The sequence below is a fragment of the Pararhodobacter aggregans genome (assembly GCF_003075525.1).
Classification (GTDB): Bacteria; Pseudomonadota; Alphaproteobacteria; order Rhodobacterales; family Rhodobacteraceae; genus Pararhodobacter; species Pararhodobacter aggregans.
Window position 1 is genome coordinate 165,861 of the sequence record NZ_QDDR01000010.1, and the last position, 26,940, is coordinate 192,800.

The window sequence follows — 26,940 nt, forward strand, 5'->3', positions numbered from 1 at the left end:
CAAAGGGTGGCCCGACTCCCGTTAGCGGCCAGTAAACCGTTCGTGCGCGGCCTAATCTGCGCGGCGTTTCGCCCGCCGCTCGCGCGCCTGCAGGATTTTCGCCACCAGCCCGGCGCCGTCTGCCACATGCTTGAGCAGATGCTTGTCGCCCGAGCGGGTGATGAGCTGCACATCGCCCAGCAGCGTGCGGACGGTTTCCAGCTCCAGAAGCGGCACGCTGCGCTGACCCGGCAGGATCACCCGCCGGTCGGTCAGCACCCAGCGCAGCCCCAGCGTTTCCGACGAGAGATAGAGGGCGCGCACCCCCACGGCGAGGATCGCGCCCAGCGAGCCGATGGCCGGATAGGGCGTGCCGGTGGCCCAGAGGACCAGCCCGGCCAGCGCCATCAGCCCCACGGCCATCACCCCATGGTCGCGCCAGTAGCGGCCGCGGTCGGGGCGGATCTCGGCCAGGATCTTTTCGCCCGGCTCAAGCAGGGGATGGTCGGCGGTGGCGGTCATGGCAGGGTCCCGAAAAGGCCGCGCCCCCGGTGAGGGGGGCGCGGGAAGGTCAGTTGCCGGCGGCGGGCGCCGGTTCTTCGGCGGGTGCCTCGGCCGGTGCTTCCGCCGGGGCCGGGGCCGGTTCCGGCTCGGCCGGGGCCGCAGCGGCGGCATCGGCGCGGGCCTGATCCTCGGCCGCCTGGTCGGCGGCGGCGGTGCCCGACGGGTCGATCTGCCGCAGGAAGCGGAAGAAGTCGCTGTCCGGGCTCAGCACCATGCTGGTGTTCGCCCCGGTCAGCGCCCGTTCGTAGGAGGTGAGCGAGCGCGAGAAGGCGAAGAACTCGGGATCCTGACCGAAGGCTTCGGCATAGATCCGGTTGCGCTGCGCATCGGCTTCACCGCGGACGATCTCGCTGTCGCGGCGGGCCGAGGAGACGAGTTCCACCACCGTCCGGTCGGCCTGGGCACGAACCCGCTGCGCGGCCTCGTTCCCGCGGGCGATCTCGTCCGCGGCCTCGCGTTCCCGTTCCGCGCGCATCCGCGCATAGGTGGCGGCGAGGTTCTGCTCGGGCAGGTCGGTGCGGGTCAGCCGCACGTCGATGACGTCGACGCCCAGCGAAAGCGCCTCGCGCCGCGACACGTCGCGGATCTGGTTCATCAGCCCGGTCCGGTCCTCGGAGAGCACGGCGTTCGAGGGCACCGAACCCAGCACCTGACGGATGGCGGCGTTCAGGATCCGCTCGATGCGGACCTGGGCGGCGCGGACGCCTTCGGTGCCGACGGCCTGCCGGAACTGCTGCACATCCGAGATGCGCCAGCGCAGGAAGGCATCGACCACCAGACGGCGGTCATCGGCCGGGGTGACTTCCAGAGGCTGCGACTGCAGGCCGAGGATGCGCGAATCGTAGCGCACCACCTGGTCGAAGAAGGGCAGCCGGAAATAGAGACCCGGATCGGTGCGGATCTGCTCGACCTGGCCGAAGCGCAGGACCAGCACGTTTTCGCGCTCATCAACGATGAACATGGCCGACAGCGCGATGGCGGCGGCGATGATCGCGGCGGGGATCAGAAGCGTGAGCCGTTTCATCAGTTGCTCCCCTGGCTGGTCTGGCCGCTGCGCGGCGTGCTTCCGGCAGGTTCGCGCCGCAGGCTGTCAAGCGGCAGATAGGGCACGACGCCCGAGCCGCCCTCGCCCGTCACGTTGTCGAGGATGGTCAGATCCATCCCGCCCAGCACGCGTTCCATGGTTTCGAGATACATGCGCTCGCGGGTGACCTCGGGGGCGTTGCGGTATTCGTTCCAGACGGCGAGGAAGCGGCTGGCCTCACCCTCGGCGTTATTCACCACCTCGGCGCGGTAGGCCTCGGCCTCTTCCAGCACCTGCGCGGCTTCACCGCGGGCCCCGGCGAGAACGCGGTTGGCATAGGCATCGGCCTGGCGTTCCAGACGATCCCGTTCCTGCCGCGCGGCCTGCACTTCGCGGAAGCTGTCGATCACCTCGCGCGGGGGGTCGGCGCGGTCGAAGTTGATCCGGATGACCTGGATCCCCGAGGCGTAATCGTCGAGGATCTCCTGCACCGCGGTCCTCAGTTCGGCGGCGATCGCCTCGCGGTCGCGGTTGAGGATGGGCGAGAGTTCCGAGCGCGCGATGATGTCGCGCATCGCCGATTCCGCCGCCGCCCGCACCGTGTTGGTGGGATCGGCCAGGTTGAACAGGAAATCGGACGGATTGGTCACGTTCCAGACGACCTGGAATTCGATGTCCACCACCGCCTCGTCGCGGGTCAGCATCAGGCCCGAATCCAGCGCCGAGCGGCCGGTGCCGACCTCGGTGATGCGTTCGGTCGTGGTCTGCACGATCTCGGCCTGGATGATCGGCCAGGGGGCGAAGTTCAGACCGGGGCTGCCGGTGCTGGATTCCTGCCCGAAGAGCAGCTCGACCGAGCGTTCTTCCGGCCGCACCTGATAGACCGAGGCATAGACCCAGAGCGCCCCCAGCGCCAGCAGGCCGAAGATGACGCCCCGCCCGGTGATTCCCGGACCCGAACCGCCACGGCCCGATCCGCCGGTGCCACCGCCATTGCCGCGGCCGCCGAAGATCACCTTCAGCTGCTGCTGGCCCTTCTTGACGATATCCTCGATTTCAGGGAGCGGGGGCCGCTCGGGACCGTTGTTGTTGCCGCCGCCGTTGCCGCCGGGGCGATTGCCGCCCCCACCCGAGTTGCCGCGGTTACCACCGCCGCCCCACGGGCCTCCACTGTTGCCTGACATGGCCTCTCCTTGGTTCAGGTCTGTCATCTCTCGCGTATCATGCCCTCAATTGGGCACGTTCGGCGGGGATTCAAGCCAAATCCGCCGCCGCCCTGCCCGTCTGACGGGCATTTTAACCGAAGCGCGCCCTCAGCGGGTGGGCTTCTTCATCAGCACCAGTTCCTCGCTCATCGTCGGATGCACCGCGATCGTGGCGTCGAAATCGTCCTTGGTGGCGCCCATCTTCACCGCGACCCCGGCGATCTGGATCAATTCGCCCGCCCCGGGTGCGACGATATGACAGCCCAGCACGCGACGGCTGTCACGGTCCACGACCAGCTTGAACAGCGCCTTGGTCTCGGCGCCGATGAACGAGGTCTGCATCGGGCGGAAGCTGGCGATATAGACCTCGACCGCGTGATCCTTGCGCGCCTCTGCCTCGGTCAGGCCGACGCTGCCGGCCTCGGGCCGGGTGAAGACCGCCGAGGGGACGTTGCTGTGATCGACCTTGACCGGCTTGCCGCCGAAGACGGTATCGGCAAAGGCATGCCCCTCGCGGATCGCCACCGGGGTCAGCTGGATACGGTTCGTGACATCGCCCACGGCAAAGATCGAGGGGACATTGGTCTGGCTGTAATCATCGACGATCACCTCGCCGCCCTCGCCCAGCGCCACGCCCGCCGTCTCCAGCCCCAGCCCGGCGGTGTTGGGCGTGCGGCCGGTGGCGAAGAGCACCGCCTCGAACTCGCGGGTCCGGCCCTGGGTGTCGGTGGCGCGGAACCGGCCGTCCTCCAGCCGCTCCAGCGCGGTGAGGTCGGTGTTGACCTCCAGCCCGATGCCCTGCCCGACCAGAGCCGCCGCCACATGCTCCTGCAGATCCTCGTCGAAGCCGCGCAGCACCTGGCGGCCGCGGTACATCAGCGTGACCTGCGATCCCAGCCCCTGGAAGATCCCCGCCATCTCGCAGGCGATGAAGCCGCCGCCCAGCACCAGGATGGAGGCGGGCAGCCGGTCCGACAGGAACACCTCGTTCGAGGTCCAGGCGCCCGCGTCGCGGAAGGCCTCGGGCACGAAGGGCGTGCCGCCGGTGGCAATGAGAATATGCTTCACCGCCAGTGTGCGGCCATCGGCCAGCGTCACCTCATGCGCGCCCGACACCGTGGCGCGCTGGTGGAAGATCGTCACCCCGGCGCTTTCGGCGTTGCGGGTATAGATGGATTCGAGCCGGTTCAGTTCCGCATCCAGCCGGTGGCGGAAGGCCATCCAGTCGAAACGCCCCTTCTCGACCTGCCAGCCATAGGCCGCGCCCTCGTCCATCGCGGCACCGTGGCCGGCGGCAAAGACCATCAGCTTCTTCGGCACGCAGCCGCGGATCACGCAGGTGCCGCCCATGCGGTATTCCTCGGCCATGGCGACCTTGGCGCCGTAGTCGCTGGAGGCGATCCGCGCCGCGCGCACCCCGCCCGAGCCGCCACCGATGACAAAGAGGTCGTAGTCGAAATCGGGCATCATTCTCTCCAGGCGGCCGTGTCCCGTCTAGGTAATCGGCCACCCGGCCGAGGACAAGCGCCGCCTGCCTGCTTCATTCTGCCCCAAATACGCCCTTCTGGGGCAAGGCCGCAGCCGGCTCAGAGGTCCTTGAAGATGTTGTCCGGCTCCTCGAAGACGATCCGCTCATGCTCGACCGTGCCCGAGGCGATGTCGCGCATCTCGACCCGTCCGTCGCCGTAACCGATCACCACCGCGTCGCAGATGTCGATGAAGAGCCCGTTCTCGACCACGCCCGGCACCTGGTTCAGCGCCAGCGACAATTGCCGCGGGTTGCCGATCCGGCCCAGCGCCAGATCGAGGATATGGTTGCCCTGATCGGTGACGAAGGGCCGCTCGCCGTTCATCCTGAGCCGGGCCGAGGTGCCCATCACGTCCATGGCGTTGAGCAATTCCTCGATCAGCATGCGGCTGGCCTGCCAGCCGAAGGGGATCACCTCGACCGGCAGCGGGAAATGGCCCAGCGTCTTCACCTCTTTCGAGGCATCGGTGATGACCACCATCCTGTCGCTGGCCGTGGCCACGATCTTTTCCATCAGATGCGCGCCGCCGCCGCCCTTGATCAGTGTGAGATCGGCGTCGAATTCATCGGTGCCGTCGATGGTCAGGTCCAGCCAGCCCGCCTCTTCCAGCGAGACGATCTTCAGCCCGAGTTCCCGCCCCAGATCGCCGGTCCTGACCGAGGTCGGCACGCAGGTCAGCCTGAGCCCCTCGTCCCGGACCCGTTCGGCCAGCGCGCGGACCATCCAGGCGGCGGTCGATCCGGTGCCGAGGCCCACTTTCATGCCGTCCTCGACAAGATCGACGGCACGGCGGGCGGCGGCGTATTTGGCGCGGTCGATGGGGGTGAGTTGCACGGGCATGGCGGGCTCCTGGGCTGGATGGCCGCGTTATAGCATCCCCTCGGCCGGGGCACAGGGGGAAAGCCGCCCCTGCCCCGTCCGGTGCCTGCGTCGCCCCTGCTCAGGAGCGCGTCGGCAGCGAGAAGCGGTAGGTCATGCCCAGGCCGATCGAGGTGTTGCGCCAGGAATTGGTCATCGAGGCATTCATGTAGCGCCCCAGCGAGATCGTCGCGCCAAGCTGGCCGTAGATCGAGACGCGCTCGTTCAGATAGTAGTTCACGCCGATGGAGGGATAGAGCAGCGCGCCCACTTCGCGGGCCGGATCGACGCCCACGTCATTGAGGCCGTAGAGCACCTGCGCATAGCCCTGAAGGCGGCCGCCGGCGAAGGGACGGGTCTGCCAGCCGGCGCCGAAGAAGCCCTCGGCATAGCCCGCGAAGCCGCGGAAGGCATTGGTGGCGGCGGCGATCTGCCCGGCCAGATACCAGCGGTCGTTCAGCATGTAATCCGCCTGGAGCGCGACCATGGTCAGCCCCTCGGATTCGCGCCCGTTGTAGAAGATGGGCGAGGTGACGCGGCCGAACGTATGCAGCCGGATGCCGCGCAGCGTGTATTCGGCCCCCGCCAGCACCCCGCCGCCCCGGCGTTCGGGATGCGACAGGTGGTAATTGAGGCCGACGCCCACCGTCCAGTTCCGCGAGGTGCCGAAGGGCGCGTAGAAATAGCCCGCCGACAGGGTGGTCCCCACCCCGTTGCCCCAGAGGTATTCCAGCGTCACCTTGGGATAGATGATGAAGCCGGGGCCGGTGTCGATGGTATCCGTCACCCAGCCGCCGCTGCCGATGCCAAGCTGCGCATAGAGGTTGACGTTGCGGCCCAGCGCCACCCGTCCGCCGATCCCGCCATGGGCCTGATTATACCACAGAAGGCCGGTCGCGCCGATGTCGACGCCGAAATAGGAATAGACGTTCGGCGTGTGGAAATGCGTGAACTGGGTCGAGGCAAAGCCGATGGTGCCCTGGTAGAGCCCGGTCGGGTTGATCTGCTGCACATGGTTGAATTGCAGCGAGATGATGTTCTGGTGCTGCGGTGCGCGGAATTCGTCGGAGGTCAGCACCTGTCCCGCGTCCCCGAAGCGGCCCACCGCGAAGGAGAACGGCACCTGGACGAAGAAATTCAGCGTGGAATCGTTCAGCTCGGACCCGGCGATGGCCACGCGCGCATAGTTCACGCCAGCGCTGAAGCGCCGGAAGTGATAGCCGATCCCGGCATAGGCCCGGGTATAGAAACCCTCGCCCGACAGGCGGCGGATGCCGTTGACGCTGGCCCCGCCCGCCCCGGCGCCCACCGCGAGGCCCGCGTTGACAAAGAAGTTCCGGCCGATGTCGCGCTGCGCGTGCAGCGTCACGTCGGCGGCGAAGAAGCCGCCGTAATTGCCCCCGGCAATGGGGGCGCTGGCGCCGACGCCGAAGGCGAGCCAATCGTTGATGTTCTGCAGGTAATGCACGCCCAGCAGATCGAAATCGCCGCCGCTGGTCAGCGTGAAGGCGCTGTAATCGATCATGATGCGGCCGCCGACATCATGGAAGGCGGGCCGCCCCCCGGGCGCGTCCTGGCCCTGTGCGGCCCCGGGCGCCATCGACAGCCCCAAGCCGCAGAGCGTCAGGGCGGCACCGCGCAGAAGGCGGCGGGCCGCTTCCTTCCTTGCCCGCAAAAGGGGGAGCGGGCGGCTGCGGTTCGGCATGTGCATCAGGGAACTGCCTCTCTGGATTTTCCGGTCGCCCGTTCAGGGCTGAAATTTGATGTCGCGGACGGTACTATGCCTGCCGCATGGAGGCGACGAGAAATCAAGGCCCTCGTGCATCTTGCGCGCGTCCGTGGCGCCTCTGCCGCGGTTTGCCCGTTGTCGCCCGGGCTTCGGGGTCTTGCCCCCGGCGCGCAGGCGCGTTTCACTCGCCGCGGCCGAGGGAGGGCCGCCGATGACCTATGTGCTGCATTACGCCCCCGACAATGCCTCGCTGATCGTGCGGCTGGCGCTTCTGGAACTGGGCCAGCCGTTTCGCACGCTGCTGGTCGACCGCCGCGCCCGCCAGCAGGACAGCGCCGCCTATCGGCGGCTGAACCCCGCCGGGCTGATCCCGGTGCTGGAGACGCCCGACGGCCCGGTCAGCGAGACGGCGGCGGTGCTGCTCTGGCTGGTGGACCGGCACGGCGCGCTGGGGCCGGGGGTCGGAGAGCACGAGCGCGCGGCGTTCCTGAAATGGCTGTTCTTTGCCTCGAACACGCTGCATGCCGATCTCAGGATGGTGTTCTATCCCGGCCAATACGCCCCCGGAGCGGAGGACGCGCTGCATGCGGGCGTCACGGCGCGGATGCGGCGGCATTACGGGCTGCTGGATGCGCTGTGCGGCAGCGTGCCCTGGTTCGGGGGCAGCACGCTGTCGGTGCTCGACCTCTATGTCGCAACGACGCTGCGGTGGGCCGCGCTTTACGCGCCGGGCGGCGCCTGGTTCCGGCTGGCGGATTTTCCGGCGCTCGAGGCGCTGGCCGCCCGGGTCGAGGCCCGCCCCTCGATGGTGCAGGCCATCGCCGCCGAGGGTCTCGGCCCCCTGCCCCTGACCGCGCCCCGGCCCTGCATGCCCCCCGAGGGCAGCGCGCTGTAGCCCCGGGTAGGGATGACGCTCGCTCCGAGGGCCCGGGCCTCCGGTCCGTGAGGCAGCCGCCGCCTGACACGACACACCGCCTCCCCGGTCGGCCCGGGGTTCGCGCGACGGCTGACGGGTCTGTGTCGCTGGCGACGGATCTGGCCTTGCCATGTCGGTCCGATCCGGCCCGGGCAGGGGCGGAACACCCCGGGCCGGGCTTCACGGCAGGGGTGACAAGCCCGCCCCCATCTGCTTCTCTGGCGGCAGACGTCTCTGGCGGCAGTTTGGGGTCCAGAATGACCGACTTTCAGCCCGTCTCGGGCTTCGTCCTGCCGCGCTTTGCCGGCATTGCCACCTTCATGCGCCTGCCGCATGTGCCGCTTGACGATCCGCGCCTTTCCGAGGTGCAGATCGGCCTGATCGGCGCGCCCTGGGATGGCGGCACCACCAACCGGCCCGGCCCCCGCCACGGCCCGCGCCAGCTGCGCGACGCCTCGACCATGATCCGCGCCCAGCACGGCATCAGCGGCATCCGCCCCTTCGAGGCCGCGCGCTGCGCCGATCTGGGCGACGTGGCGCCGAACCCCGCCGATGTCCAGGACAGTCTGCGCCGCATGACCCAGTTCTACGCCCGGGTCCGCGCCGCCGGGATCATTCCGCTGACCGCGGGGGGCGATCACCTCTGCACCCTGCCGATCCTGCGGGCGCTGTCCCATGACCGCCCGCTCGGCATGATCCATTTCGACAGTCACACCGACCTTTTCCATTCCTATTTCGGCGGCCAGATGTACACGCATGGCACCCCCTTCCGCCGCGCCGTGGAAGAGGGGCTGCTGGACCCGCATCGCGTCTGCATGATCGGCATCCGCGGCACCGCCTATGACAGCGAGGACCGCGATTTCGCCAGGGCCGAGGGGATCCGCGTCATCCCGATCGAGGAATTCCACCGCCGCAGCGTCGAGGATGTCATGGCCGAGGCCCGCGCCATCGCCGGGGATGGCGAGACCTATGTCAGCTACGACATCGATTTCGTCGACCCCGCCTTCGCGCCCGGCACCGGCACGCCCGAGGTCGGCGGCCCGACCAGCTGGCAGGCGCTGGAATGCGCCCGCGGCCTGAGCGGGGTCCGCATCGTCGGCGCCGATCTGGTCGAGGTCTCGCCCCCCTTCGACCCCTCGGGCGGCACCGCCTTCCTCGGCGCGTCGCTCATGTTCGAGATGCTCTGCGCCATCGTGGCCGGGCAAGCCCAGGAGAACCCATGAACAAAGTCGCCCTCGTCACCGGCGCCGCCCGCGGCATCGGCCTGGCCACGACCGAGCTGTTTCTCGCCGCGGGCTGGCAGGTCGCCATGATCGACCGCGATGTCCCGGCGCTCGACAGCGCCGCGGCCCCGCTGGAGGGCGCACACGCCTTTTATTGCGACGTCTCGGACCCGGGCGAGGTCGCCCAGATGGTCGCCCAGGTCACGGCGCATTTCGGCCGGATCGACGCGCTGGTCAACAACGCGGGCGTCGCCGATTTCGGCCCGATCGAAGAGACCGATTTCCAGCGCTGGCGGACGGTGATGGCGACCAATCTCGACGGCCCGTTCCTGGTCACCCAGGCCTGCACGCCCGCGCTCAGGGCCACCAAGGGCGCCATCGTCAACATCGCCTCGATCAGCGGGCTCCGGGCCTCGACCCTGCGGGTCGCCTATGGCACCTCGAAAGCCGCCGTCATCCAGCTGACCAAGCAGCAGGCGGCGGAGCTGGGCGAATATGGCATCCGCGCCAATTGCGTCTGCCCCGGCCCGGTGCGTACCAAGCTGGCGATGGCCGTCCACACGCAGGAGATCATCGACGCCTATCACGACGCCATCCCGCTGAACCGCTACGGCTCGGAACGCGAGATCGCCGAGGTTATCGTCTTCCTCTGCTCGGAAAAGGCGAGCTATGTCACCGGCCAGGTGGTCGCCGCCGACGGCGGGTTCGACAGCACCGGCGTCGGCCTGCCGGCGCTGCGCCGCTAACCCGCGTCACACCGCACTTATCCGCAAGGGGGGCAAACGGCCCCCCTGCCCGGCCTCGGCCCGGCGCAGGGTCCGAAAAACCCGCGGCCTTTCGGCAAGTTGATGCCCCGCCCCCCCGGAAGCCCGCGCCATCAGGCTTTCCATGGCCGCCGCTTGGCGCTATCCTGCCGGGAAAAATCCACGCCCGCCGGTCGGGCGGCAAGGAGGCGCGGGCACGGGGCTGAACCCCGGTCACGCACCGGGGCACGAGGGCAGAATGGGTCGAGACTTCACCAAAGCTATCCCGCGGCCGGCGGCGACCTCGGTCGTGGCGCTGTCGCTCGTGCTGGCGCTGGGCGCCTGCCAGATGTCGCAGACCACGGCCGAGGGCGCGCCGGTGACCGCGTCGGCCCCCGCCGCCTCGGGGCCCGGCCAGCGGGTGATCGAACGCGATGTCGAAGCGCCCGAGGTCTTCGAAATGCAGGAACCGGGCCTGTGGGACGGGCGGCCCTCGCTCGGCGGGGTCTGGGTGGCGCATCCGACCGCCCGCGACCCCGAACGGGTGATGATCCGCAACACCCGCACCGGCGCCACCGTCATCGGCGCCCTGTTCCGGCGTGAACGCGAGAATCCGGGGCCGCGGTTCCAGGTCTCGTCCGAGGCGGCGAATGCGCTGGGGATTCTGGCGGGCGCGCCCACCGAGATCCAGGTGACGGCCCTGCGCCTGCAGCGCGTCGAGATGGAGATCGACCCCGAACCCGCCACCGCCGCCACGGAAACGCTGGCCCTCGCCCCGGTCGAGGCCCCCACGGCGACGGCAACCGTTGCCGCGCCGATGGCCCCGCCACAAGGTCAGGTGGCCATCATCGACGAACCCCAGCCGCGCCGCCGCCTGCGCGACCTCTTCCGCAGCGACGACACTCCGCCCGCGACGACCCCCATCGCCCAGACGGCGCTGGCCCCCGCGGCAGGCGCCGCAACCGCCGCCCCGGCGGCCGTGGCGGCCGCGGTGCCACCCGCGAGCGCGCCGGCGATCATCCCGACCGAACCGCCGCGCCGCACGCTGCGCGACCTCTTCCGCCGTCGCCAGCCCGCGCCCGATACCACGCTGATCCCGCTGCCCGATGCCTCGTCCGGCCCCGCCGCCGCGACGCAGCCGCTGCAGGCGACCGGCACGCAGCCGCTGCCCGCCACGGCGACCGCGCCCGCCGCGCCGACCCCGCGCATCGACCGGCCCTTCGTGCAGATCGGCATCTTCAGCGTCGAACAGAACGCCGCGAACGCCCGCGCCCAGATGATCGCCGCGGGCCTCGGCGCCGAGATCCGGCGCGGCCGCGTCGGCGAGAACGACTTCTGGCGCGTGGTCGTCGGCCCCGCCACCTCGACCGCCGAGCGCGGCCAGTTCCTGCAGCGCGTCCGGGGGCTGGGTTTTGCCGATGCCTATGCGGTCCAGCGCTGAGGTGATTTGAAACCCCTTGCCGAATGCGGCTAAGGTGGCGCAGCCCGCGCCCGGCCGCGCCACGCGTGCCGGGATGCGGCACGCTTGCCCGAAGGAGAACACGATGCCCTTGATGCGCCTGCTGATCGCCACGGCCCTGCTGCTGGCCGGCACCGTCGCCGGCTTCGCCCAGTCGCCCTATGGCGGCCGCGCGCCGAATTACTTCATCCTCGACGTGGCCTCGGGTCAGATTCTGGCGCAGCAGAATGCCGATATCCCGCTGCCGCCCGCCTCGATGTCGAAGCTGATGACGCTGGCCATGCTGCTGGACGCGCTGGACCAAGGCCGGATCACGCTGGAAACGACCTGGAGCGTGTCGGAACGCGCCCATGCCATGGGCGGCTCGTCGATGTTCCTCGAAACCCGCGACCGGCCGACGACCGAGGACCTGATTCGCGGCCTGGCGGTGGTGTCGGGCAATGACGCCGCCGTGGTCATCGCCGAGGGGCTGGGCGGGACCGAGGATTCCTTCGCGCAGATGGCCCAGGCCCGCGCCGCGCAGATCGGCATGACCCAGACCACGATCGCCAATTCCTCGGGCTGGCCCGACCCGCGCCACCGCATGAGCCTGCACGATCTGGGCATGCTGGGGCGCTATCTGATGGTCGATCACGCCGAATACTACCATTACCTGGCCGAGACCGAATTCACCTGGAACGACATCACCCAGCCGAACCGGCTGCCGCTGCTGTCGGCGGGGATCGGCATGGACGGGTTGAAGACCGGCCATACCGAAGAGGCCGGGTATTCCATGGTGGGCTCGGCCCATCAGGGCAACCGGCGGATCATCTTCGTGTTTTCCGGCCTGAACTCGACGGGCGAACGCGCCGAAGAGGCCGAGCGCATCGTCAACTGGGCCTTCCGCCAGTTCGTCGAGCGTGAGGTGCTGGAAAGCGGCCAGTCGATTGCCGAGGCCGAGGTCTGGCTCGGCACCGCGCCCACCGTGCCGCTGGTCGCCTCGCAAAGCCTGACGGTGCTGATGCCCGCCATCGAACAGGGCCCGGTCAGCGCGAGGGTCGAATATGACGGCCCCCTCGCCGCGCCGGTGCAAGAGGGTGCCGAAGTGGCGCGGCTGATCGTCGAGGTGCCGGGCCTGCCCGACGCCTATACGATGCCGCTGGTGGCCGGGGCCTCGGTGCCCGAGGGCGGGATCGTGCCGCGCATGCGGACCGCCGCCATGGTGCTGGGCAACCAATTGGGCCTGACCGCACCGTGACCGCCGGAAGGGGCGCCTTCGTCACCTTCGAGGGGATCGACGGATCGGGCAAGTCAACCCAGGCGCGGCTCCTGGCCGAGGCGCTGCGCGGTTCGGGCCGCGAGGTCGTGCTGACCCGCGAGCCCGGCGGCTCGCCCGGGGCCGAGGAGATCCGCCGTCTGGTGCTCGAGGGCGACCCCGAGCGTTGGTCGGCCGAAACCGAGATCCTGCTCTTCACCGCCGCCCGCCGCGACCATCTGGAACGCACCATCGAGCCCGCGCTGGCCGCGGGCCGCACCGTGATCTGCGACCGATTCGCCGATTCGACGCGGATGTATCAGGGCCTGTCGCGCGGCGATCTCAGGGCGCTGGTCGACCAGTTGCATGCGCTGATGATCGGCCGCGAGCCGGATCTGACCGTGCTGATCGACATGGACCCCGAGGTCGGGCTCGCCCGCGCCAAGGGCCGCCGCGGCACCGAGGAACGGTTCGAGGATTTCGGGCCCGACTTGCAACGCCGGATGCGCGCCGGGTTCCTGGCGCTGGCCGGGGAATTCCCGGCCCGTTTCCGGGTGATCGACGGCGCCCGCCCGGTCGAGGCGGTGGCGGCCGATGTGCTGGCGACCGTCCGGGCCGCGCTATGAGCGAGGCGCCCGAGGCCGACCGCATCGCCGGGGCGCCGCATCCCCGCGACACGCGCCGTCTCTATGGACAGGCGGCGGCGGAGCGGCGGTTCCTCGATTCCCTCGCCCAGGGACGGCTGCACCACGGCTGGCTGATCACCGGCCCGCGCGGCATCGGCAAGGCGACGCTGGCCTGGCGGCTGGCCCGGTTCCTGCTGGCCGAAGAGCCGGGCGGCGGCCTGTTCGGTCCGCCCGAGACGCTGGACGTGGACCCCGTCCACCCGGTGTCCCACCGCATTGCCGCGGGGTCTGAACCCGGGCTGCTGCCGATCCGCCGCGCCGCGGACGACAAGACCGGGCGGCTGAAAAGCCAGATCACGGTGGATGAGGTCCGCAAGCTGCGCGATTTCTTCGGCATGTCCTCGGCCGAGGGCGGGCGGCGCGTGGTGATCGTCGACAGCGCCGACGAGATGAACCCGAGCGCCGCCAACGCGCTGCTGAAACTGCTGGAGGAACCGCCCGCCGGGGCGATGCTGCTCTTGGTCTCGCACCAGCCCTCGCGCCTGTTGCCGACGATCCGCTCGCGCTGCCGGGAGCTGCGCTTGCAGCCGCTGGGTCCCGAGGACATGGCACGGGCGCTGGAACAGGCGATGGGCCTGGCCGAGGAATCCGAGGCGCTGACCGCGCTGTCGGGCGGCTCGGTCGGCGAGGCGATCCGCGTCGCCTCGGGCGGCGGATTGGAGCTCTATGCAGAAATAGTGGCAATTCTGGCCGAATACCCCCTGATGGACCGCGCCAGAATATTGAAATTGTGCAACTCGCTGGGCGGTCGCGAGGCCGAGCCGCGCTTCGATCTGACCGTGCGGCTGCTGGATCTGGCGCTGGCCCGGCTGGCCCGTGCGGGCGCCACCGGCCAGCCCCTGCCCGAGGCCGCACCCGGCGAATCCCGCCTGCATGACCGGCTCGCCCCGGATGCCCGCGCCGCCCGGCACTGGGCGGAAATGGCCGCCGATCTGGGGGCACGGGCGCGCGGCGGACGGGCGGTCAACCTTGACCCCGGCGCGCTGGTGCTGGATATGTTCCTGCGACTGGAATCCGCGGCGCGCACGGCGAGTGGATAAATGCCGGACCCCCGATGACGCCCCTTCTTGTTGACAGCCACACCCATCTCGACTTCCCCGATTTCGACGGCGAGCATGACGCGATCCTGGAGCGCGCCCGCGCCGCCGGGGTCACGCGCATGGTCAGTATCTGCACGCGGCTGGACCGTGAGCCGATCGTGCGGGCGCTGGCGGAAAAATACCCGGAAGTCTATTACGCCGCCGGCATCCACCCGATGCGGGCGGGCGAAGAGCCGCTGGTCGCGCTGGAGGATCTGACGGCTCTGGCCGCGCATGCCAAATTCGTCGGCATCGGCGAGACCGGGCTCGATTACCATTACACCCCCGAAAGCGCCCCGATCCAGCAGGAGAGCCTGCGCGTGCATATCGAGGCCGCGCGCCAGACCGGCCTGCCGCTCATCATCCACGCCCGCGACGCAGACGAGGATATGGCCCGCATCCTGACCGAGGAACACCGCGCCGGCGCCTATACTTGCGTCATGCATTGCTTCTCGTCGGGGCCGGAACTGGCGGCGGCGGCGCTGGATCTGGGGTTTTACCTCTCCGCCTCGGGCATCGCCGCCTTCCCGAAATCGACCGCCCTGCGCGAGATCTTCGCCAGCGCGCCGGTGGACCGGATCCTGGTCGAGACGGACGCGCCCTATCTGGCCCCGCCCCCCTATCGCGGCAAGCGCAACGAGCCCGCCTATACCGCCCATACCGCCCGCAAGATGGCCGAGGTCTGGGGCCTTTCCTTCGAGGATTTCGCCCGCCAGACGACCGAGAATTTCGACCGTCTCTTCACCAAGGCACGCCCGGCATGAGCGACATCCTCCGCGCCACGATCCTCGGTTGCGGCTCGTCGGGCGGGGTGCCGCGGCTGGGCGGCGATTGGGGCGCCTGCGATCCCACCAACCCGCGCAACCGCCGCAGCCGCTGCTCGCTGCTGCTCGAACGCATCGGCCGGAACGGCACCACGCGGGTGCTGGTCGACACCTCGCCCGACATGCGCCAGCAACTGCTGGACGCGGGCGTCGGCACGCTGGATGCGGTGGTATTCACCCATGCCCATGCCGATCATGTGCACGGGATCGACGACCTCAGGATGATCGTCTTCAACACCCGCCGCCGCCTGCCGGTCTGGGCCGATCCCTCGACCCAGGACGCGCTGCTCAGCCGCTTCGGCTATGCTTTCGTCCAGCCAGAGGGCTCGCCCTATCCGCCGATTTGCGACCTGCACACGATCCGCGGCGACGTGACCATCGAGGGCGCGGGCGGCCCCCTGACGCTCACGCCCTTCGAGGTGGACCACGGCAGCATCGACGCCCTGGGCTTCCGCATCGGCGGGCTGGCCTATCTGCCCGATGTGGTGCGCATCCCCGATCCGGTCTGGCCGGTGCTCGACGGCCTCGACTGCTGGATCCTCGACGCGCTGCGCTACAAGCCGCATCCGACCCATGCCCATGTGGCGCTGGCGCTGGAATGGATCGCGCGCGCCGCACCGCGCCGGGCGGTCCTGACCAACATGCATGTCGACATCGACCACAGCGTGATCGAGGCCGAAACCCCGGACCACATCTCTGCCGCCTATGACGGCATGACCATCGAGCTGGCGCTGTAGGCCCGCAGAAAGGCGGCCATGCAGGCGCTTGTCCAGGTCATTCTTCCCGTCTTCCTTGTGGTGGGCGCGGGCTATCTGGCCGCCTGGCGCGGCTGGATGACGCCCGGCGGCGTCGACGGGCTGATGAAATTCGCGCAAGGGATCGCCATCCCGATGCTGCTGTTCCTGGCGATGATGCGGCTCGATCTGGCGCATGTCTTCGACTGGCGGCTGCTGGTCAGCTTCTACGGCGGCGCCATCTCGGGCTTCGTCGCGGGTCTGCTGGGCGCACGGTTCCTGTTCGGGCGCGAGTGGGAGGATGCGGTGGCGGTGGGCTTCATCTGCCTCTTCTCGAACTCGATGCTGCTGGGCGTGCCGATCACCGAACGCGCCTATGGCGCCGCGGCGCTGGCCCCCAATTACATCATCGTCGCCTTCCACGCGCCGCTTTGCTACCTGATCGGCATCACGGCGATGGAGGGGGTGAAGGCCCGGGGCGCCGGTCTGGGGCGGACGGCGATGAAGGCGCTGAACGGGCTCTGGCACAATCCGCTGGTTATCGGCATCGCGCTGGGGGCGGCGGTGAACCTGAGCGGGCTGACCCTGCCCGTCGTCGTCGTCGATGCGGTCGAGCTGATCTCGCGCGCGGGGCTGCCCGCGGCGCTGTTCGGGCTGGGCGGCGTGCTCTTCCGCTACCGGCCCGAGGGCGATCTGCGCCTCATCGCCTATGTCGTGGTGATCTCGCTGGCGCTGCATCCGACCATCACCTGGGGGCTGGGCCGGTTCCTCGCGCTGGACCACGGGCCGTTCCGCTCGGCGGTGCTGACCGCGGGGATGGCGCCCGGGGTCAACGCCTATCTCTTCGCCGACATGTACGGACGCGCCAAACGCATCGCCGCCTCCAGCGTGCTGATCGCGACCGCGCTGTGCATCCTGACCGCCTGGGGCTGGATGACGCTGCTGGGGTAGCGCCGCCGCGCGCAGCCCGTCCACCGGGTGGGCGCAGGGACGATTGACCTGCGCGCTTAATGGCGTCAACTCCGGATGACTTTGTTCTTGCAGACCAGCGGTGCAAGGGCGCCCGCCCGAGGGGGCGGACGGGCGCCGGCCCGGCGCGCTGCGCGCTTGATTCCGGGCCAGGAAGCGCTGGCTCAGCTCGGGTCGCGCCAGCGGTTCACCATCGGATAGCGCCGGTCCAGCCAGAAGGCCCGCGTGGTCAACCTTGTGCCCGGCGCCGACTGGAAGCGTTTCCATTCGCTGATGTAAAGGAGGTGCTCGACCTTCTTCACCGTCTCGCGCGCGAAGCCCTCGGCCACCAGCTCCTCGACCGACAACTCGCGCTCGACCAGCCCGTCGAGGATCGCGTCCAGCACCGGATAGGGCGGCAGGCTGTCCTCGTCCTTCTGATCCTCGCGCAGCTCGGCCGAGGGCGGCTTGTCAATGACCCGCGGCGGGATCACCTCGCCCGCAGGCGCCAGCATCCACGGCCGGTGGTTCAGGTTGCGCCAGCGGCAGGTCTCGAAGACGCGGGTCTTGTAGAGGTCCTTGATCGGGTTGTAGCCGCCGTTCATGTCGCCATAGATCGTGGCATAGCCCACCGCGACCTCGGATTTGTTGCCGGTGGTCAAGAGCATGGCACCGGTCTTGTTCGAGATCGCCATCAACAAGAGGCCGCGCAGACGCGACTGGATATTCTCCTCCGTCACATCGGGGGCGAGACCGGCAAAGAGCGGCCCCAAGGCCTCGGTCACCGCGGCCCGGGGCCCGCTGATCGGCACGGTATCGAGCTTTGTGCCCAACGCCCGCGCCACCGCCTCGGCATCCTCCAGCGAATGGGCCGAGGTGTATTCCGAGGGCAGCATCAGGCAATGCACATTCTCGGGCCCCAGCGCATCGGCGGCGATCGCCGCCACCAGCGCCGAATCGATCCCGCCCGAGAGACCCAGCAGCACCCGCCTGAAGCCCGATTTGTGCAGGTAATCGCGGGTGCCCACCACCATGGCGTGATAATCCCGCTCCCAGTCGTCGGGCAGCGGGGCCTTCTCGCCCGACAGCGCCCGCCAGCCCTCGGCCGTCTCCTCGAAATCGACATGCACCAGCGCCTCGGTGAAGCCGGGCATGAGATGGGTCAGATGCCCGCCCGGGTTCAGCACGAAGGAGGTCCCGTCAAAGACCTGATCGTCCTGCCCGCCCACCATGTTCAGATAGACCATCGGCAGACCGGTCTCGATGACCCGGCTGACCATCAGCCCCATGCGGGTGTCGAAACGGCCCCGCGAATAGGGCGAGCCATTGGGGACCAGCAGGATCTCGGCGCCGGATTCCGCCTGCGCCTCGGCCACATCCTCGTGCCAGGCATCCTCGCAGATCGGCGTGCCGATCCGCAGCGGGCCGACCCGGTAGGGGCCGGAAATGTCGGCAGGGGTGAAAAGCCGCTTCTCGTCGAAGACCAGATCATTCGGCAGATGATGCTTCTTCACCACCGCCGCGATGCGCCCGCCCGCCAGAATGTAATAGACGTTGTAAAGCCGCCCGCCCTCGATCAGCGGGCCCCCGATGCCCATCGCCGGGCCCTCGGCGCAGGCTGCCGCCAGCGCCTCGACCTCGGCCATGGCGGCGCGGGCGAAGGCCGGTTTCATCACCAGATCCTGGGTCTGGTAGCCGGTCACGAACATCTCGGGGAAGGCGATCATGTCCGCCCCCGCGGCTTTGGCCTCGGCCCAGGCATCGCGGGCCTGCGCGGCATTGGCGGCAAGCGCCCCCACGACGGGGTTCAGCTGGGCCAGGGTCAGGCGGAAGGTCTGGGTCATCGCGGGTCAATCCTCTGCACCCGAGCTACATAGCAGGCTCACCGCCAAGGAAAAGCACCCCCTGCCCGTTCATTCTGCCACAAATACGCAGGGGTGGGCGCAGGGAGGGGGTGGGCGCCGGGAGGGGCTCGCCCCTCCCGGCCGGGGGGCGCGGGGGGCTGGCCCCCCGCCTCCTCGCGCCGTCACAGCCGGATCACGTAATCCTTGAGCATCGTCTCGAAGACCTCCCAGACGCCCGAGAGCCCCGGCCGGATCACCACGCTGTCCCCCGCCTTCAGCTCCATCACCGTCCCGTCGTCGCAGGTCAGCACCGCCCGCCCCTCGTGCACGCGGATGTATTCCCATTCCTCGTAATGGAACCGCCAGGCCCCGGGCGTCGATTGCCAGAGCCCGGCGTAAAGCCCGTCCCGTTCCTCGAAATCCCAGCTGGTATGCACGGGGTCGCCCCTCACCAGCGTCTCGGGATCGGGGCGGCTTTCGACGGCGGCGACCCCGTCCTTGGCCATGCGGAAGATCAGCGCGCTCATGGGACACTCCGGTTGTTCGGCCCGCAGCATGCCCGGCCCCCGCCCCACCGGCAAGACGCAGCGTCTCGTCTGGACTTCGCCTCAGCCCCGGCCCACCTTGCCCGCCAAACCGGAGGACATCATGAAATCTCTCGACGCGCTCGACCTCACCTTCACCACGCTCTCGGTCGACGGGGACGGCATCGCCACGCTCAGCCTCAACCGCCCCGACAAGCGCAACGCGCTGAACGAGGCCACCGTGGACGAGCTGATCGACATCTTCACCGTCATCCCCCGCGCCGGGGTCCGCGCCGTGGTGCTGCGCGCCGAGGGCACGCATTTCTGCGCCGGGCTCGATCTGGTGGAACACCATCAGGAAGACCGCCGGCCCGAGGATTTCATGCATGTCTGCCTGCGCTGGCACGAGGCCTTCAACAAGATGGAATACGGCGGCGTGCCGGTCATCGCCGCGCTGAAGGGCGCGGTGGTCGGCGGCGGGCTGGAACTGGCCTCCTCCGCCCATGTCCGGGTGGCCGATGCCACGACCTATTTCGCCCTGCCCGAAGGCCAGCGCGGCCTCTTCACCGGCGGCGGGGCGACGATCCGGGTGGCCGATCTGGTCGGCAAGGCGCGGATGATCGACATGATGCTGACCGGCCGGGTCTATCAGGGCGACGAGGCGATTTCCGTGGGCCTCGCGCAATATCTGGTCGAGGACAGCGAGGCCAAGGCCTATGCCCTGGCCCGCGCCGCCGCCTCGAACCCGCCCCTGTCGAATTTCGCCATCTGCTCGGCCATCAGCCATATGCAGAACATGTCGGCCCTCGACGCCGCCTATGCCGAATCGGTGGTGGCGGGGATCGTCAACACCCAACCCGCCAGCCGCGCCCGCCTCGCCGCCTTCGCCGACAAGACCGCCGCCCGGGTCCGTCCGAACGCATGATCGCCCCTCGTCTCCCGCAGCAGGGGCGCGGGCAGCGAGGTGGCAAGGATGCGGGGGGCCAGCCCCCCGCGCCCCCCGCCAAAGGGGACCCTCGGGCCCCCTTTGGAAACCCCCGAGGATATTTAGAGAACAAAGATGAAAGTTAAGAGGGCGTTAAGCCGCCTTCTTTGCGCTCCAAATATCCTCGGGGGGTGAATTGGCCCTTGGGCCAAGAGGGGGGCAGAAAGCCCCCCTCCCTGCGGCGCGGCGGCACGCCGCGCCGCTGGTCGCCCGAGGCGCCCGCGGCAGCGGGCAACGAGGGCGAAACCCCTCCTCCGCTCAGTCCCGCTCCATCCGTGTCCAAAGCCGGGGCGCCATCGGGCCGACCGCGGCCTCGATCGCCACCATCGCCTCGACCACCAGATCCTCGCGCCAGCGGCGCCCGACGATCTGCACCCCGATCGGCTGCGTCCCCGCCTCCAGCGCCGCCAGCCCGGCCGGCACATTCCCCGCCGGCAGACCGAGGAAGTTCATCGAGGTCGACCAGATCGCCGATCCCATCACCTCGGCCACGCCTTCGGGCCCCTCCGCATCGCGGCCGGCGGCGAAGAAGGGTTGCGGCAGGAACGGCGTCAGGACCAGCGGATAGTCCTCGAGCAGCAGCGACCATTGCCGGGCAAAGCCGGTGCGCGCGGCGATGGCGCGCAGGTAGTCGTCCGGCTCATAGGGCGGGAAGGCCGCGAAATATTCGGCGAAGATGCCCTTGATCGTCTCGGACCCCAGCCGCTGGATATCCGCGCCCATCATCGCCTGCGTCTCGGTCATCAGCGCGCGCAGCGCCGTCCCGGCCAGCGCCCGCAGGTCGGGCGGGGTGATCTCCTCGACCGCATAGCCCGCTTCCTCGAGCGCGGCGCGGGCCTGGTCGAGTGCCGCCGAGACCTCGGGATGCAGCGGGAAATCCAGCGTCTCGCGGGTGAAACCAACCTTGACCGGCCCCTCGATCGCCGCCCCTTTCCAGGGCAGAGGCACGTGAAACGGGTCGCGCGGATCGGGGCGGATCATCACCGGCATGGCCAGCGCCAGGTCGCGCGCGGAGCGCGTGATCAACCCCTGCACCGACATCGCCTGCGCCAGCATCCCGCGCTCGGCCTTTTGCGAGGGGTTCCAGGCCGGCACCCGCCCCAGCCCCGGCTTCACCGTCACCGCCCCGTTGGCCGAGGCCGGATAGCGCAGGGATCCGGCGATGTCGTTGCCCTGCGCCAGCGCCCCCATCCCCGCCATCACTGCGGACCCGGCCCCACCTGACGAGCCCCCGGCCGAGACATGCCGCCCCCAGGGGTTCCAGGTCCGGCCAAAGAGCGGGTTGTCGGTATCGACGCGGAACGAGAATTCCGGGGCGTTGGTGCGCCCGATCACCACCGCGCCGGCCTCGAGCAGATTGCGCACCAAGGGCGCATCCTCGGGCGCGAGGTAGTCCTTCAGCCCGGGCAGACCGTTCGAGGTGGCATGCCCCTTCTGGTCGATGTTGATCTTGATCGTCACCGGCACGCCATGGAGCGGGCCCCTGGGCCCCTCGGCAGCGTCGAGCGCCCGGGCCCGGGTCAGGGCGGCGGCGGACAGATCCTCGACCACGGCATTCAGCGCGGGATTGGTCGCCTGCATCCGCCCGACGGCAGCGGCGACCGCGTCTTCGGCCGAAACCTCGCCCGCCCGGGTCAGGGCCGAGAGTTCGGTGGCGGTCAATTGCCAGAGGGGGGTGTCGGCCATCGTCGCTCCAGGGTTGTGACGGCGCGAGACTAGGCCGGAGGCGGCGCCCGGCGCAATGGCCTAGGCCCGAGGCGGGCCACCGGGGGCTTGCCGCGGCGGGTCGGGCTTTCTATACCCGCCCAAAGCCGCGCGCGAGAGGCCGCCCATGACCTTCACCCACCGCCATCTCCTCGGGATCGAGCCGCTGCACCCGGCCGAGATCACCGCGATCCTCGACCTCGCCGACGATTACGTGGCGCTGAACCGCTCGGGCGACAAGCATTCGGACGCGTTGAAGGGGCTGACCCAGATCAACATGTTCTTCGAGAATTCGACCCGGACCCAGGCCTCGTTCGAATTGGCCGGCAAGCGACTCGGCGCCGATGTGATGAACATGGCGATGCAGAGTTCGAGCGTGAAGAAGGGCGAGACGCTGGTCGACACGGCGCTGACCCTGAACGCCATGCACCCCGACCTGCTGGTGGTGCGCCACCCCTCGTCGGGCGCGGTGGACCTGCTGGCACAGAAGGTCAATTGCGCGGTGCTGAACGCGGGCGACGGCAAGCACGAGCACCCGACGCAAGCGCTGCTCGACGCGCTGACCATCCGGCGCAAGAAGGGCCGACTGCACCGGCTGAGCGTGGCGATCTGCGGCGATATCGCCCATAGCCGGGTGGCGCGGTCGAACCTGATCCTGCTGGGCAAGATGGAGAACCGGGTGCGGCTGATCGGCCCGCCGACGCTGATGCCCGCGGGCGTGGCGGAGTTCGGCTGCGAGGTCTTCGACGACATGCGCGAGGGGCTGGAAGGCGCCGATGTGGTGATGATGCTGCGGCTGCAGAAAGAGCGGATGGACGGCGGCTTCATCCCCTCCGAGCGCGAATATTACCACCGCTACGGGCTCGATGCCGAGAAGCTGGCCTATGCCAAGCCCGATGCGATCGTCATGCACCCGGGGCCGATGAACCGCGGGGTGGAGATCGACGGCACCATCGCCGACGACATCAACCGCTCGGTGATCCAGGAGCAGGTGGAGATGGGCGTGGCGGTGCGGATGGCGGCGATGGACCTGCTGGCGCGGAACCTGAAAACGGCCCGCGCGGCCTGAGAGGGGTTTCGCCCTCGTTGCCCGCTGTCGCGGGCGCCTCGGGCGACCAGCGGCGCGGCGTCGCCGCGCCGAAGAAGGGGGGCTTTCTGCCCCCCTCTGCCCTGCGGGCATTCACCCCCCGAGGATATTTGGAGAACAAAGTTGGCAGGTTAGCAACCTCTTAGCCTCCATCTTTGTTCTCCAAATATCCTCGGGGGTCCGGGGGCAGACGGCCCCCGGGGCCGCCACAGGCACCGACCTCTCCGTGGCGGGAGGCGCGCGGGGTGGGCGGGTGGGAGCGTGCCTCCCGCCGCTTTGCCTGCCCGCAGCCGCGAGCGAATTCCGGGGTTGTCGTGCCCACCGGGGCGCGGCATCCTGCGGGCATTGATGACGCGCCAATTGATCCAAGGATTGCACCGATGCGGACAACGCCCCGCGGGGACGGGTTCCCGATCCCCGGCCATTTGCCTCTGCGGCAGGACGCCCCGTGCCGGGCCCCGGACCAGAGGGCGCCCCGTCGCAGGGGGTTCCGGGCATGAGCATACCCGACGGCTGGGAGGGCATTCTGGAGGAGGGGGAGACGATCCTGTGGCAGGGACGGCCGGTCACCGGCGTGCGGCTGGGGGATTTCCTGGGCCTTCCCCTGATCTTCGGCCTGTTCTTCACCGGCTTTTCGCTGGTCTGGATCGCCATGGCCCGGATGATGACCCGGGGCGAGGCGTTCTCGGTCTTCCCGCTCTTCGGCCTGCCCTTCCTGCTGGTCGGCCTCTATGTCAGCTTCGGCCTGCCCTTCGTCAGGGATTACCTCCGCAAGCGCAGCTGGTACACGCTGAGCGACCGCAGGGCCTATGTCGCGACCGAAGTCTTCGGCAGGCGGCGGCTCAAGTCCGTGCCCTATGCCGAGATGAACATCCTCGAACTCGAGGATGGCTCCCCCGGCAGCGTGACCTTCAAGCGCGAGGTCAGTGTCAGCCAATACACCCGGCGCAGCCGCAACGGCAGGCGCAGCAGGCGGACCCAGACCACGACCACCAACACCGGTTTCGAGCGGATCGAGGATGCCCGCGCCGTCTACCGGATGATCGCCGCGCGGCGGGAGCCTGCCCGGGCGCAGGCGGCGCAGGGGTAATCGGTCGCGCGCGCACCAGCGCCTTGGAAACTCCGCGCCCGAGGGGTTGTTGCGGCGGGGGGACCACCCTACATCGGGGCGATGAACGCGCCCCTGTCCCTGCCCGCCCGGCTATTCCGCCGCCCCAAGAGGGTGACCATCGTCCGTTTGCAGGGGATGATCGCCGCGGGTGGCCGCGGGCGGCTGTCGGACGAATCCACCGCGCCGCTTCTGGAACGCGCCTTCCGCTCGGGCAAGCCGTTGGCCGTGGGGCTGCTGATCAACTCGCCCGGCGGCTCGCCCGTGCAATCGGCGCTGATCGGCGCCCGGATCCGGCGGCTGGCAGATGAGACCGGGACCCCGGTCCATGCCTTTGTCGAGGATGCGGCGGCCTCGGGCGGCTACTGGATCGCCTCGGCCGCCGATACGATCCATTGCGACGCGGCCTCGATCCTGGGCTCGATCGGCGTGATCTCGTCGGGCTTCGGCCTGCAGGAGGCGATCGGCAAGCTGGGGATCGAGCGGCGGGTGCATACCGCCGGGCGCTCGAAGAGCCAGCTCGACCCGTTCCGCCCGGAAAACCCCGAGGATGTGGCGCGCCTTGACGCCCTGCTGGAAGACCTGCACGGCGTCTTCACCGAGCATGTGCGCACCATGCGCGGCAACAGGCTCAGCACCGAGACCGACCTCTTCGACGGCCGCTACTGGCTGGGGCGCGAGGCGGTGCGGCTGGGGCTGGCCGACGGGATCGGCCATGCCGTGCCGGTCCTGAAAGAGCGTTACGGCGAGACGATCCGCTTCCGGGTCTTCGGCCCGCGCCGCCGCCTGCTGTCGCGTTTCGGCCTGAGTCTGGCGCAGGACGCGCTGGCCGGGGTCGAGGAGGCGGCGCTCTGGTCGCGGCTGGGCCTCTGATGCTGCTGCGCGTCGTCATCCTTTTCCTGATCTTCATGCTCGTCATGGCGATGATCCAGAAGGCCCTGCGCCCGGGCCGCCGCATCGGCGGCAGCGGCCCCACGGCCACGCTCGACCGTCTGCGCTGCCCGACCTGCAAGCGGATCAACCTTTCCCAAGAACCCGGGCCCTGCGCGCGCCCTGACTGCCGGTACAAGACATGATGATCGACCTTCTGATGGTGGCCGGTGGCCTGGTGCTGCTGGTTGTGGCCGGCGATGCGCTGGTCAAGGGCGCGGTGAACCTGAGCCTCAGGCTGGGCGTGCCCGCCCTGATCGTGGGCCTGACCGTGGTGGCCTTCGGCACCTCGGCGCCGGAACTGCTGGTTTCGGTCGATGCGGTGCTGAACAACGCCCCGGCGCTGGCGCTGGGCAATGTGATCGGCTCCAACATCGCCAATATCCTGCTGGTGCTGGGCATCCCGGCGCTGATCTCGGTCGTGCCGGTTTCGCGCGAATTGACCCATGATTTCCTGGTGATGATGGGGGCGGCGCTTCTGTTCATCGCGCTGGCCTGGGTCGGCCCCTTCGGCTGGATGCACGGGCTGGCGCTGCTGGCGGGTCTGGCGGCGATGCTGTGGAACAGCTACCGCCGGGCGCAGGCCCATCGCGCCAGCGCCGAGCCGGACCTTGAAGGTGCCGACGCCAGCATCTCGGGGCTGAAGATCGCGCTCTTCCTGATCGGCGGCCTGATCGGCCTGCCGGTCGGCGCCAACCTGCTGGTCAGCGGCGCCACCTCCATCGCCACCGCGCTGGGGGTCAGCGAGGCGGTGATCGGCCTGACGCTGGTCGCGGTCGGCACCTCGCTGCCCGAACTTGCCACCACCATCGCCGCCGCCTTCCGCAAGGAAGCGGGCGTGGCCATGGGCAATGTCATCGGCTCCAACATCTTCAACCTGCTGGGGATCATCGGCATCGCCTCGCTGGTCGGGCCGCTGCCGGTGCCCGAGCAGATGCTGAACGTCGACCTCTGGGTCATGCTGGCCGTCTCGGCGCTGCTGGGCCTCTTCGTGCTGACCGGGCGCAGCATCGGCAAGCTTGCGGGCGTGGTGCTGATCGCGCTCTATGGCGCCTATCTGGTTTCCCTTTTCTGAGGCGGACATGGCGGGCAAGGCACTGATCACCGGCGCGGGGCATCGGCTGGGCGCGGCCATGGCGCGGGAACTGGCCGGGCGCGGCTGGGACGTGGCGCTGCACTACGCCAGCTCGCGCGAGGGGGCCGAGGCGGTGGCGGCCGAATGCCGGGCGCTGGGCGTCAAGGCGGTGACGCTGCAGGCCGACCTTCTGGACGAGGCCGCGACCCAGGCCCTGCTGCCTGCCGCGGCCGAGGCGCTGGGCGGGACGCTGACCCTTCTCATCAACAACGCCTCGATTTTCGAGTATGACACGCTCGGCACCGCCACCCGGCGCGGCTGGGACCGGCATATGGAGTCGAACCTGAGGGCGCCTTTCGTGCTGACCCAGGCCTTCGCCGCCCAGGCCCCCGATGCCGCAACCGATGCGCGGGGCGAGCCGGTGGCGACCGGACTCGTCATCAACATGATCGACCAGCGGGTGCTGAAACCGACGCCCGAATTCATGACCTATACGCTGGCCAAGATGGGCCTCTGGGCGCTGACCCGGACCTCGGCCCAGGCGCTGGCGCCCGCGATCCGCGTCAATGCCATCGGCCCCGGACCGACGCTGAAAGGCGCCCGCCAGACCGAGACGCATTTCACCCGCCAGCGCGCCAATACCGTGCTGGGCCGGGGCTCGGACCCCGAGGATATCACCGCCGCCCTGGCCTATCTTCTGGACGCCAAGGCCGTCACCGGGCAGCTGATCTGCGTCGATGGCGGCCAGCATCTGGGCTGGCGGACCCCTGACATCATCGGGGTCGAGTAGCCCGCCACGGCCCGACCCCGCGTCACCTTGTCCACCGCAAAAATGACTGTCACATTCTCGTTAAGAAAACCCTAGAGATTTCAGGGCCTTGCATCCGCGTCATATTTTTATCAAGCAATTTCAATGACTTGATAAATCGCCTATTTATTAGGCAGTTCA

26 protein-coding genes are annotated in these 26,940 nt (G+C 69.4%); 17 read left to right on the top strand and 9 right to left on the bottom strand.

The genetic code is table 11. From position 1 onward, the window contains the following. Positions 1–51: 51 nt before the first annotated feature. The 6 genes from DDE23_RS18355 to DDE23_RS18380 all read right to left on the bottom strand — a co-directional run bounded on the left by DDE23_RS18355 (position 52) and on the right by DDE23_RS18380 (position 6,684). Positions 52–501: a hypothetical protein gene (locus tag DDE23_RS18355; protein ID WP_107755092.1), complete on the bottom strand. Its 450-nt coding sequence runs from the start codon at positions 499–501 to the stop codon at positions 52–54. A 49-nt stretch (positions 502–550) separates the two neighbouring features. Further along, the gene (gene hflC / locus DDE23_RS18360; RefSeq protein WP_107755091.1) at positions 551–1,567 is read right to left on the bottom strand and encodes a protease modulator HflC; all 1,017 of its coding nucleotides are present in this window, start codon (positions 1,565–1,567) and stop codon (positions 551–553) included. Beyond that, a complete protein-coding gene (hflK, locus tag DDE23_RS18365; RefSeq protein ID WP_107755090.1) occupies positions 1,567–2,751 on the bottom strand; it encodes an FtsH protease activity modulator HflK in 1,185 nt (394 codons plus the stop codon). Before hflK ends, hflC begins: the two co-directional genes overlap by 1 nt. 129 nt (positions 2,752–2,880) lie before the next feature. Then, positions 2,881–4,239 carry a glutathione-disulfide reductase gene (gene gorA / locus DDE23_RS18370; RefSeq protein WP_238150047.1) on the bottom strand — a complete coding sequence of 453 codons (1,359 nt, stop codon included), beginning with the start codon at positions 4,237–4,239 and terminating at the stop codon, positions 2,881–2,883. Between the two features lie 119 nt (positions 4,240–4,358). Then, positions 4,359–5,141: a ribose-5-phosphate isomerase RpiA gene (rpiA, locus tag DDE23_RS18375; protein WP_107755088.1), complete on the bottom strand. Its 783-nt coding sequence runs from the start codon at positions 5,139–5,141 to the stop codon at positions 4,359–4,361. A 100-nt stretch (positions 5,142–5,241) separates the two neighbouring features. Then, positions 5,242–6,684: a hypothetical protein gene (locus DDE23_RS18380; RefSeq protein ID WP_133239587.1), complete on the bottom strand. Its 1,443-nt coding sequence runs from the start codon at positions 6,682–6,684 to the stop codon at positions 5,242–5,244. A gap of 415 nt (positions 6,685–7,099) precedes the next feature. On the opposite strand from DDE23_RS18380, the gene DDE23_RS18385 reads away from it, so the two are divergent. From DDE23_RS18385 to DDE23_RS18430, 10 genes are all read left to right on the top strand, one after another. Next, a complete protein-coding gene (locus DDE23_RS18385) occupies positions 7,100–7,783 on the top strand; it encodes a glutathione S-transferase family protein (protein WP_107755083.1) in 684 nt (227 codons plus the stop codon). A gap of 278 nt (positions 7,784–8,061) precedes the next feature. Continuing rightward, positions 8,062–9,027 carry an agmatinase gene (gene speB, locus DDE23_RS18390; protein WP_107755081.1) on the top strand — a complete coding sequence of 322 codons (966 nt, stop codon included), beginning with the start codon at positions 8,062–8,064 and terminating at the stop codon, positions 9,025–9,027. Further along, complete coding sequence (locus DDE23_RS18395; protein WP_107755079.1) at positions 9,024–9,773, top strand: SDR family NAD(P)-dependent oxidoreductase; 750 nt, start codon at positions 9,024–9,026, stop codon at positions 9,771–9,773. The genes speB and DDE23_RS18395 overlap by 4 nt, the downstream gene beginning before the upstream one ends. A gap of 256 nt (positions 9,774–10,029) precedes the next feature. Continuing rightward, entirely contained in the window at positions 10,030–11,211 is a 1,182-nt protein-coding gene (locus DDE23_RS18400) for an SPOR domain-containing protein (protein WP_107755078.1), read from the top strand. Positions 11,212–11,314: 103 nt separating this feature from the next. Beyond that, positions 11,315–12,466: a D-alanyl-D-alanine carboxypeptidase family protein gene (locus tag DDE23_RS18405; protein WP_107755076.1), complete on the top strand. Its 1,152-nt coding sequence runs from the start codon at positions 11,315–11,317 to the stop codon at positions 12,464–12,466. After that, positions 12,463–13,089: a dTMP kinase gene (gene tmk, locus DDE23_RS18410; protein ID WP_107755074.1), complete on the top strand. Its 627-nt coding sequence runs from the start codon at positions 12,463–12,465 to the stop codon at positions 13,087–13,089. Before DDE23_RS18405 ends, tmk begins: the two co-directional genes overlap by 4 nt. Then, positions 13,086–14,189 (top strand): DNA polymerase III subunit delta', encoded by a 1,104-nt coding sequence (locus DDE23_RS18415; protein WP_107755072.1) that lies wholly within the window; start codon positions 13,086–13,088, stop codon positions 14,187–14,189. The genes tmk and DDE23_RS18415 overlap by 4 nt, the downstream gene beginning before the upstream one ends. Positions 14,190–14,203: 14 nt before the next feature. Beyond that, positions 14,204–14,992, top strand: a complete 789-nt coding sequence (locus tag DDE23_RS18420) for a TatD family hydrolase (RefSeq protein ID WP_107755071.1) — start codon at positions 14,204–14,206, stop codon at positions 14,990–14,992. Further along, complete coding sequence (locus tag DDE23_RS18425) at positions 14,989–15,789, top strand: MBL fold metallo-hydrolase (RefSeq protein ID WP_107755070.1); 801 nt, start codon at positions 14,989–14,991, stop codon at positions 15,787–15,789. The genes DDE23_RS18420 and DDE23_RS18425 overlap by 4 nt, the downstream gene beginning before the upstream one ends. Before the next feature lie 18 nt (positions 15,790–15,807). After that, positions 15,808–16,737, top strand: coding sequence for an AEC family transporter (locus DDE23_RS18430; RefSeq protein WP_107755068.1), 930 nt, complete (start codon positions 15,808–15,810; stop codon positions 16,735–16,737). Between the two features lie 182 nt (positions 16,738–16,919). Here the strand turns inward: DDE23_RS18430 and DDE23_RS18435 are convergent, their stop codons facing one another. Together DDE23_RS18435 and DDE23_RS18440 are read right to left on the bottom strand one after the other, a co-directional pair. Continuing rightward, positions 16,920–18,578, bottom strand: coding sequence for an NAD+ synthase (locus DDE23_RS18435; RefSeq protein ID WP_107755067.1), 1,659 nt, complete (start codon positions 18,576–18,578; stop codon positions 16,920–16,922). A gap of 182 nt (positions 18,579–18,760) precedes the next feature. Next, positions 18,761–19,105, bottom strand: coding sequence for a cupin domain-containing protein (locus tag DDE23_RS18440; RefSeq protein ID WP_107755066.1), 345 nt, complete (start codon positions 19,103–19,105; stop codon positions 18,761–18,763). 121 nt (positions 19,106–19,226) lie between these two features. On the opposite strand from DDE23_RS18440, the gene DDE23_RS18445 reads away from it, so the two are divergent. Then, positions 19,227–20,027 carry a crotonase/enoyl-CoA hydratase family protein gene (locus tag DDE23_RS18445; RefSeq protein WP_107755065.1) on the top strand — a complete coding sequence of 267 codons (801 nt, stop codon included), beginning with the start codon at positions 19,227–19,229 and terminating at the stop codon, positions 20,025–20,027. 318 nt (positions 20,028–20,345) lie between these two features. Here DDE23_RS18445 and DDE23_RS18450 read toward each other — a convergent pair whose 3' ends face one another. Further along, positions 20,346–21,773 carry an amidase gene (locus DDE23_RS18450; protein ID WP_107755063.1) on the bottom strand — a complete coding sequence of 476 codons (1,428 nt, stop codon included), beginning with the start codon at positions 21,771–21,773 and terminating at the stop codon, positions 20,346–20,348. Between the two features lie 145 nt (positions 21,774–21,918). Between DDE23_RS18450 and DDE23_RS18455 the strand changes: the two genes are divergently transcribed. From DDE23_RS18455 to DDE23_RS18480, 6 genes are all read left to right on the top strand, one after another. Then, the gene (locus tag DDE23_RS18455; protein ID WP_107755062.1) at positions 21,919–22,860 is read left to right on the top strand and encodes an aspartate carbamoyltransferase catalytic subunit; all 942 of its coding nucleotides are present in this window, start codon (positions 21,919–21,921) and stop codon (positions 22,858–22,860) included. 514 nt (positions 22,861–23,374) lie between these two features. Continuing rightward, positions 23,375–23,968, top strand: a complete 594-nt coding sequence (locus tag DDE23_RS18460) for an aspartate carbamoyltransferase catalytic subunit (RefSeq protein WP_107755060.1) — start codon at positions 23,375–23,377, stop codon at positions 23,966–23,968. Positions 23,969–24,049: 81 nt separating this feature from the next. Beyond that, a complete protein-coding gene (locus tag DDE23_RS18465) occupies positions 24,050–24,859 on the top strand; it encodes a S49 family peptidase (RefSeq protein ID WP_107755059.1) in 810 nt (269 codons plus the stop codon). After that, entirely contained in the window at positions 24,859–25,062 is a 204-nt protein-coding gene (locus DDE23_RS18470; RefSeq protein WP_107755057.1) for a hypothetical protein, read from the top strand. Before DDE23_RS18465 ends, DDE23_RS18470 begins: the two co-directional genes overlap by 1 nt. Then, a complete protein-coding gene (locus DDE23_RS18475; protein ID WP_107755056.1) occupies positions 25,059–25,991 on the top strand; it encodes a calcium/sodium antiporter in 933 nt (310 codons plus the stop codon). Before DDE23_RS18470 ends, DDE23_RS18475 begins: the two co-directional genes overlap by 4 nt. Before the next feature lie 7 nt (positions 25,992–25,998). Further along, on the top strand, positions 25,999–26,781 hold the full coding sequence (locus tag DDE23_RS18480) for an SDR family oxidoreductase (RefSeq protein ID WP_107755055.1): 783 nt from the start codon (positions 25,999–26,001) through the stop codon (positions 26,779–26,781). Positions 26,782–26,940: the final 159 nt, after the last annotated feature.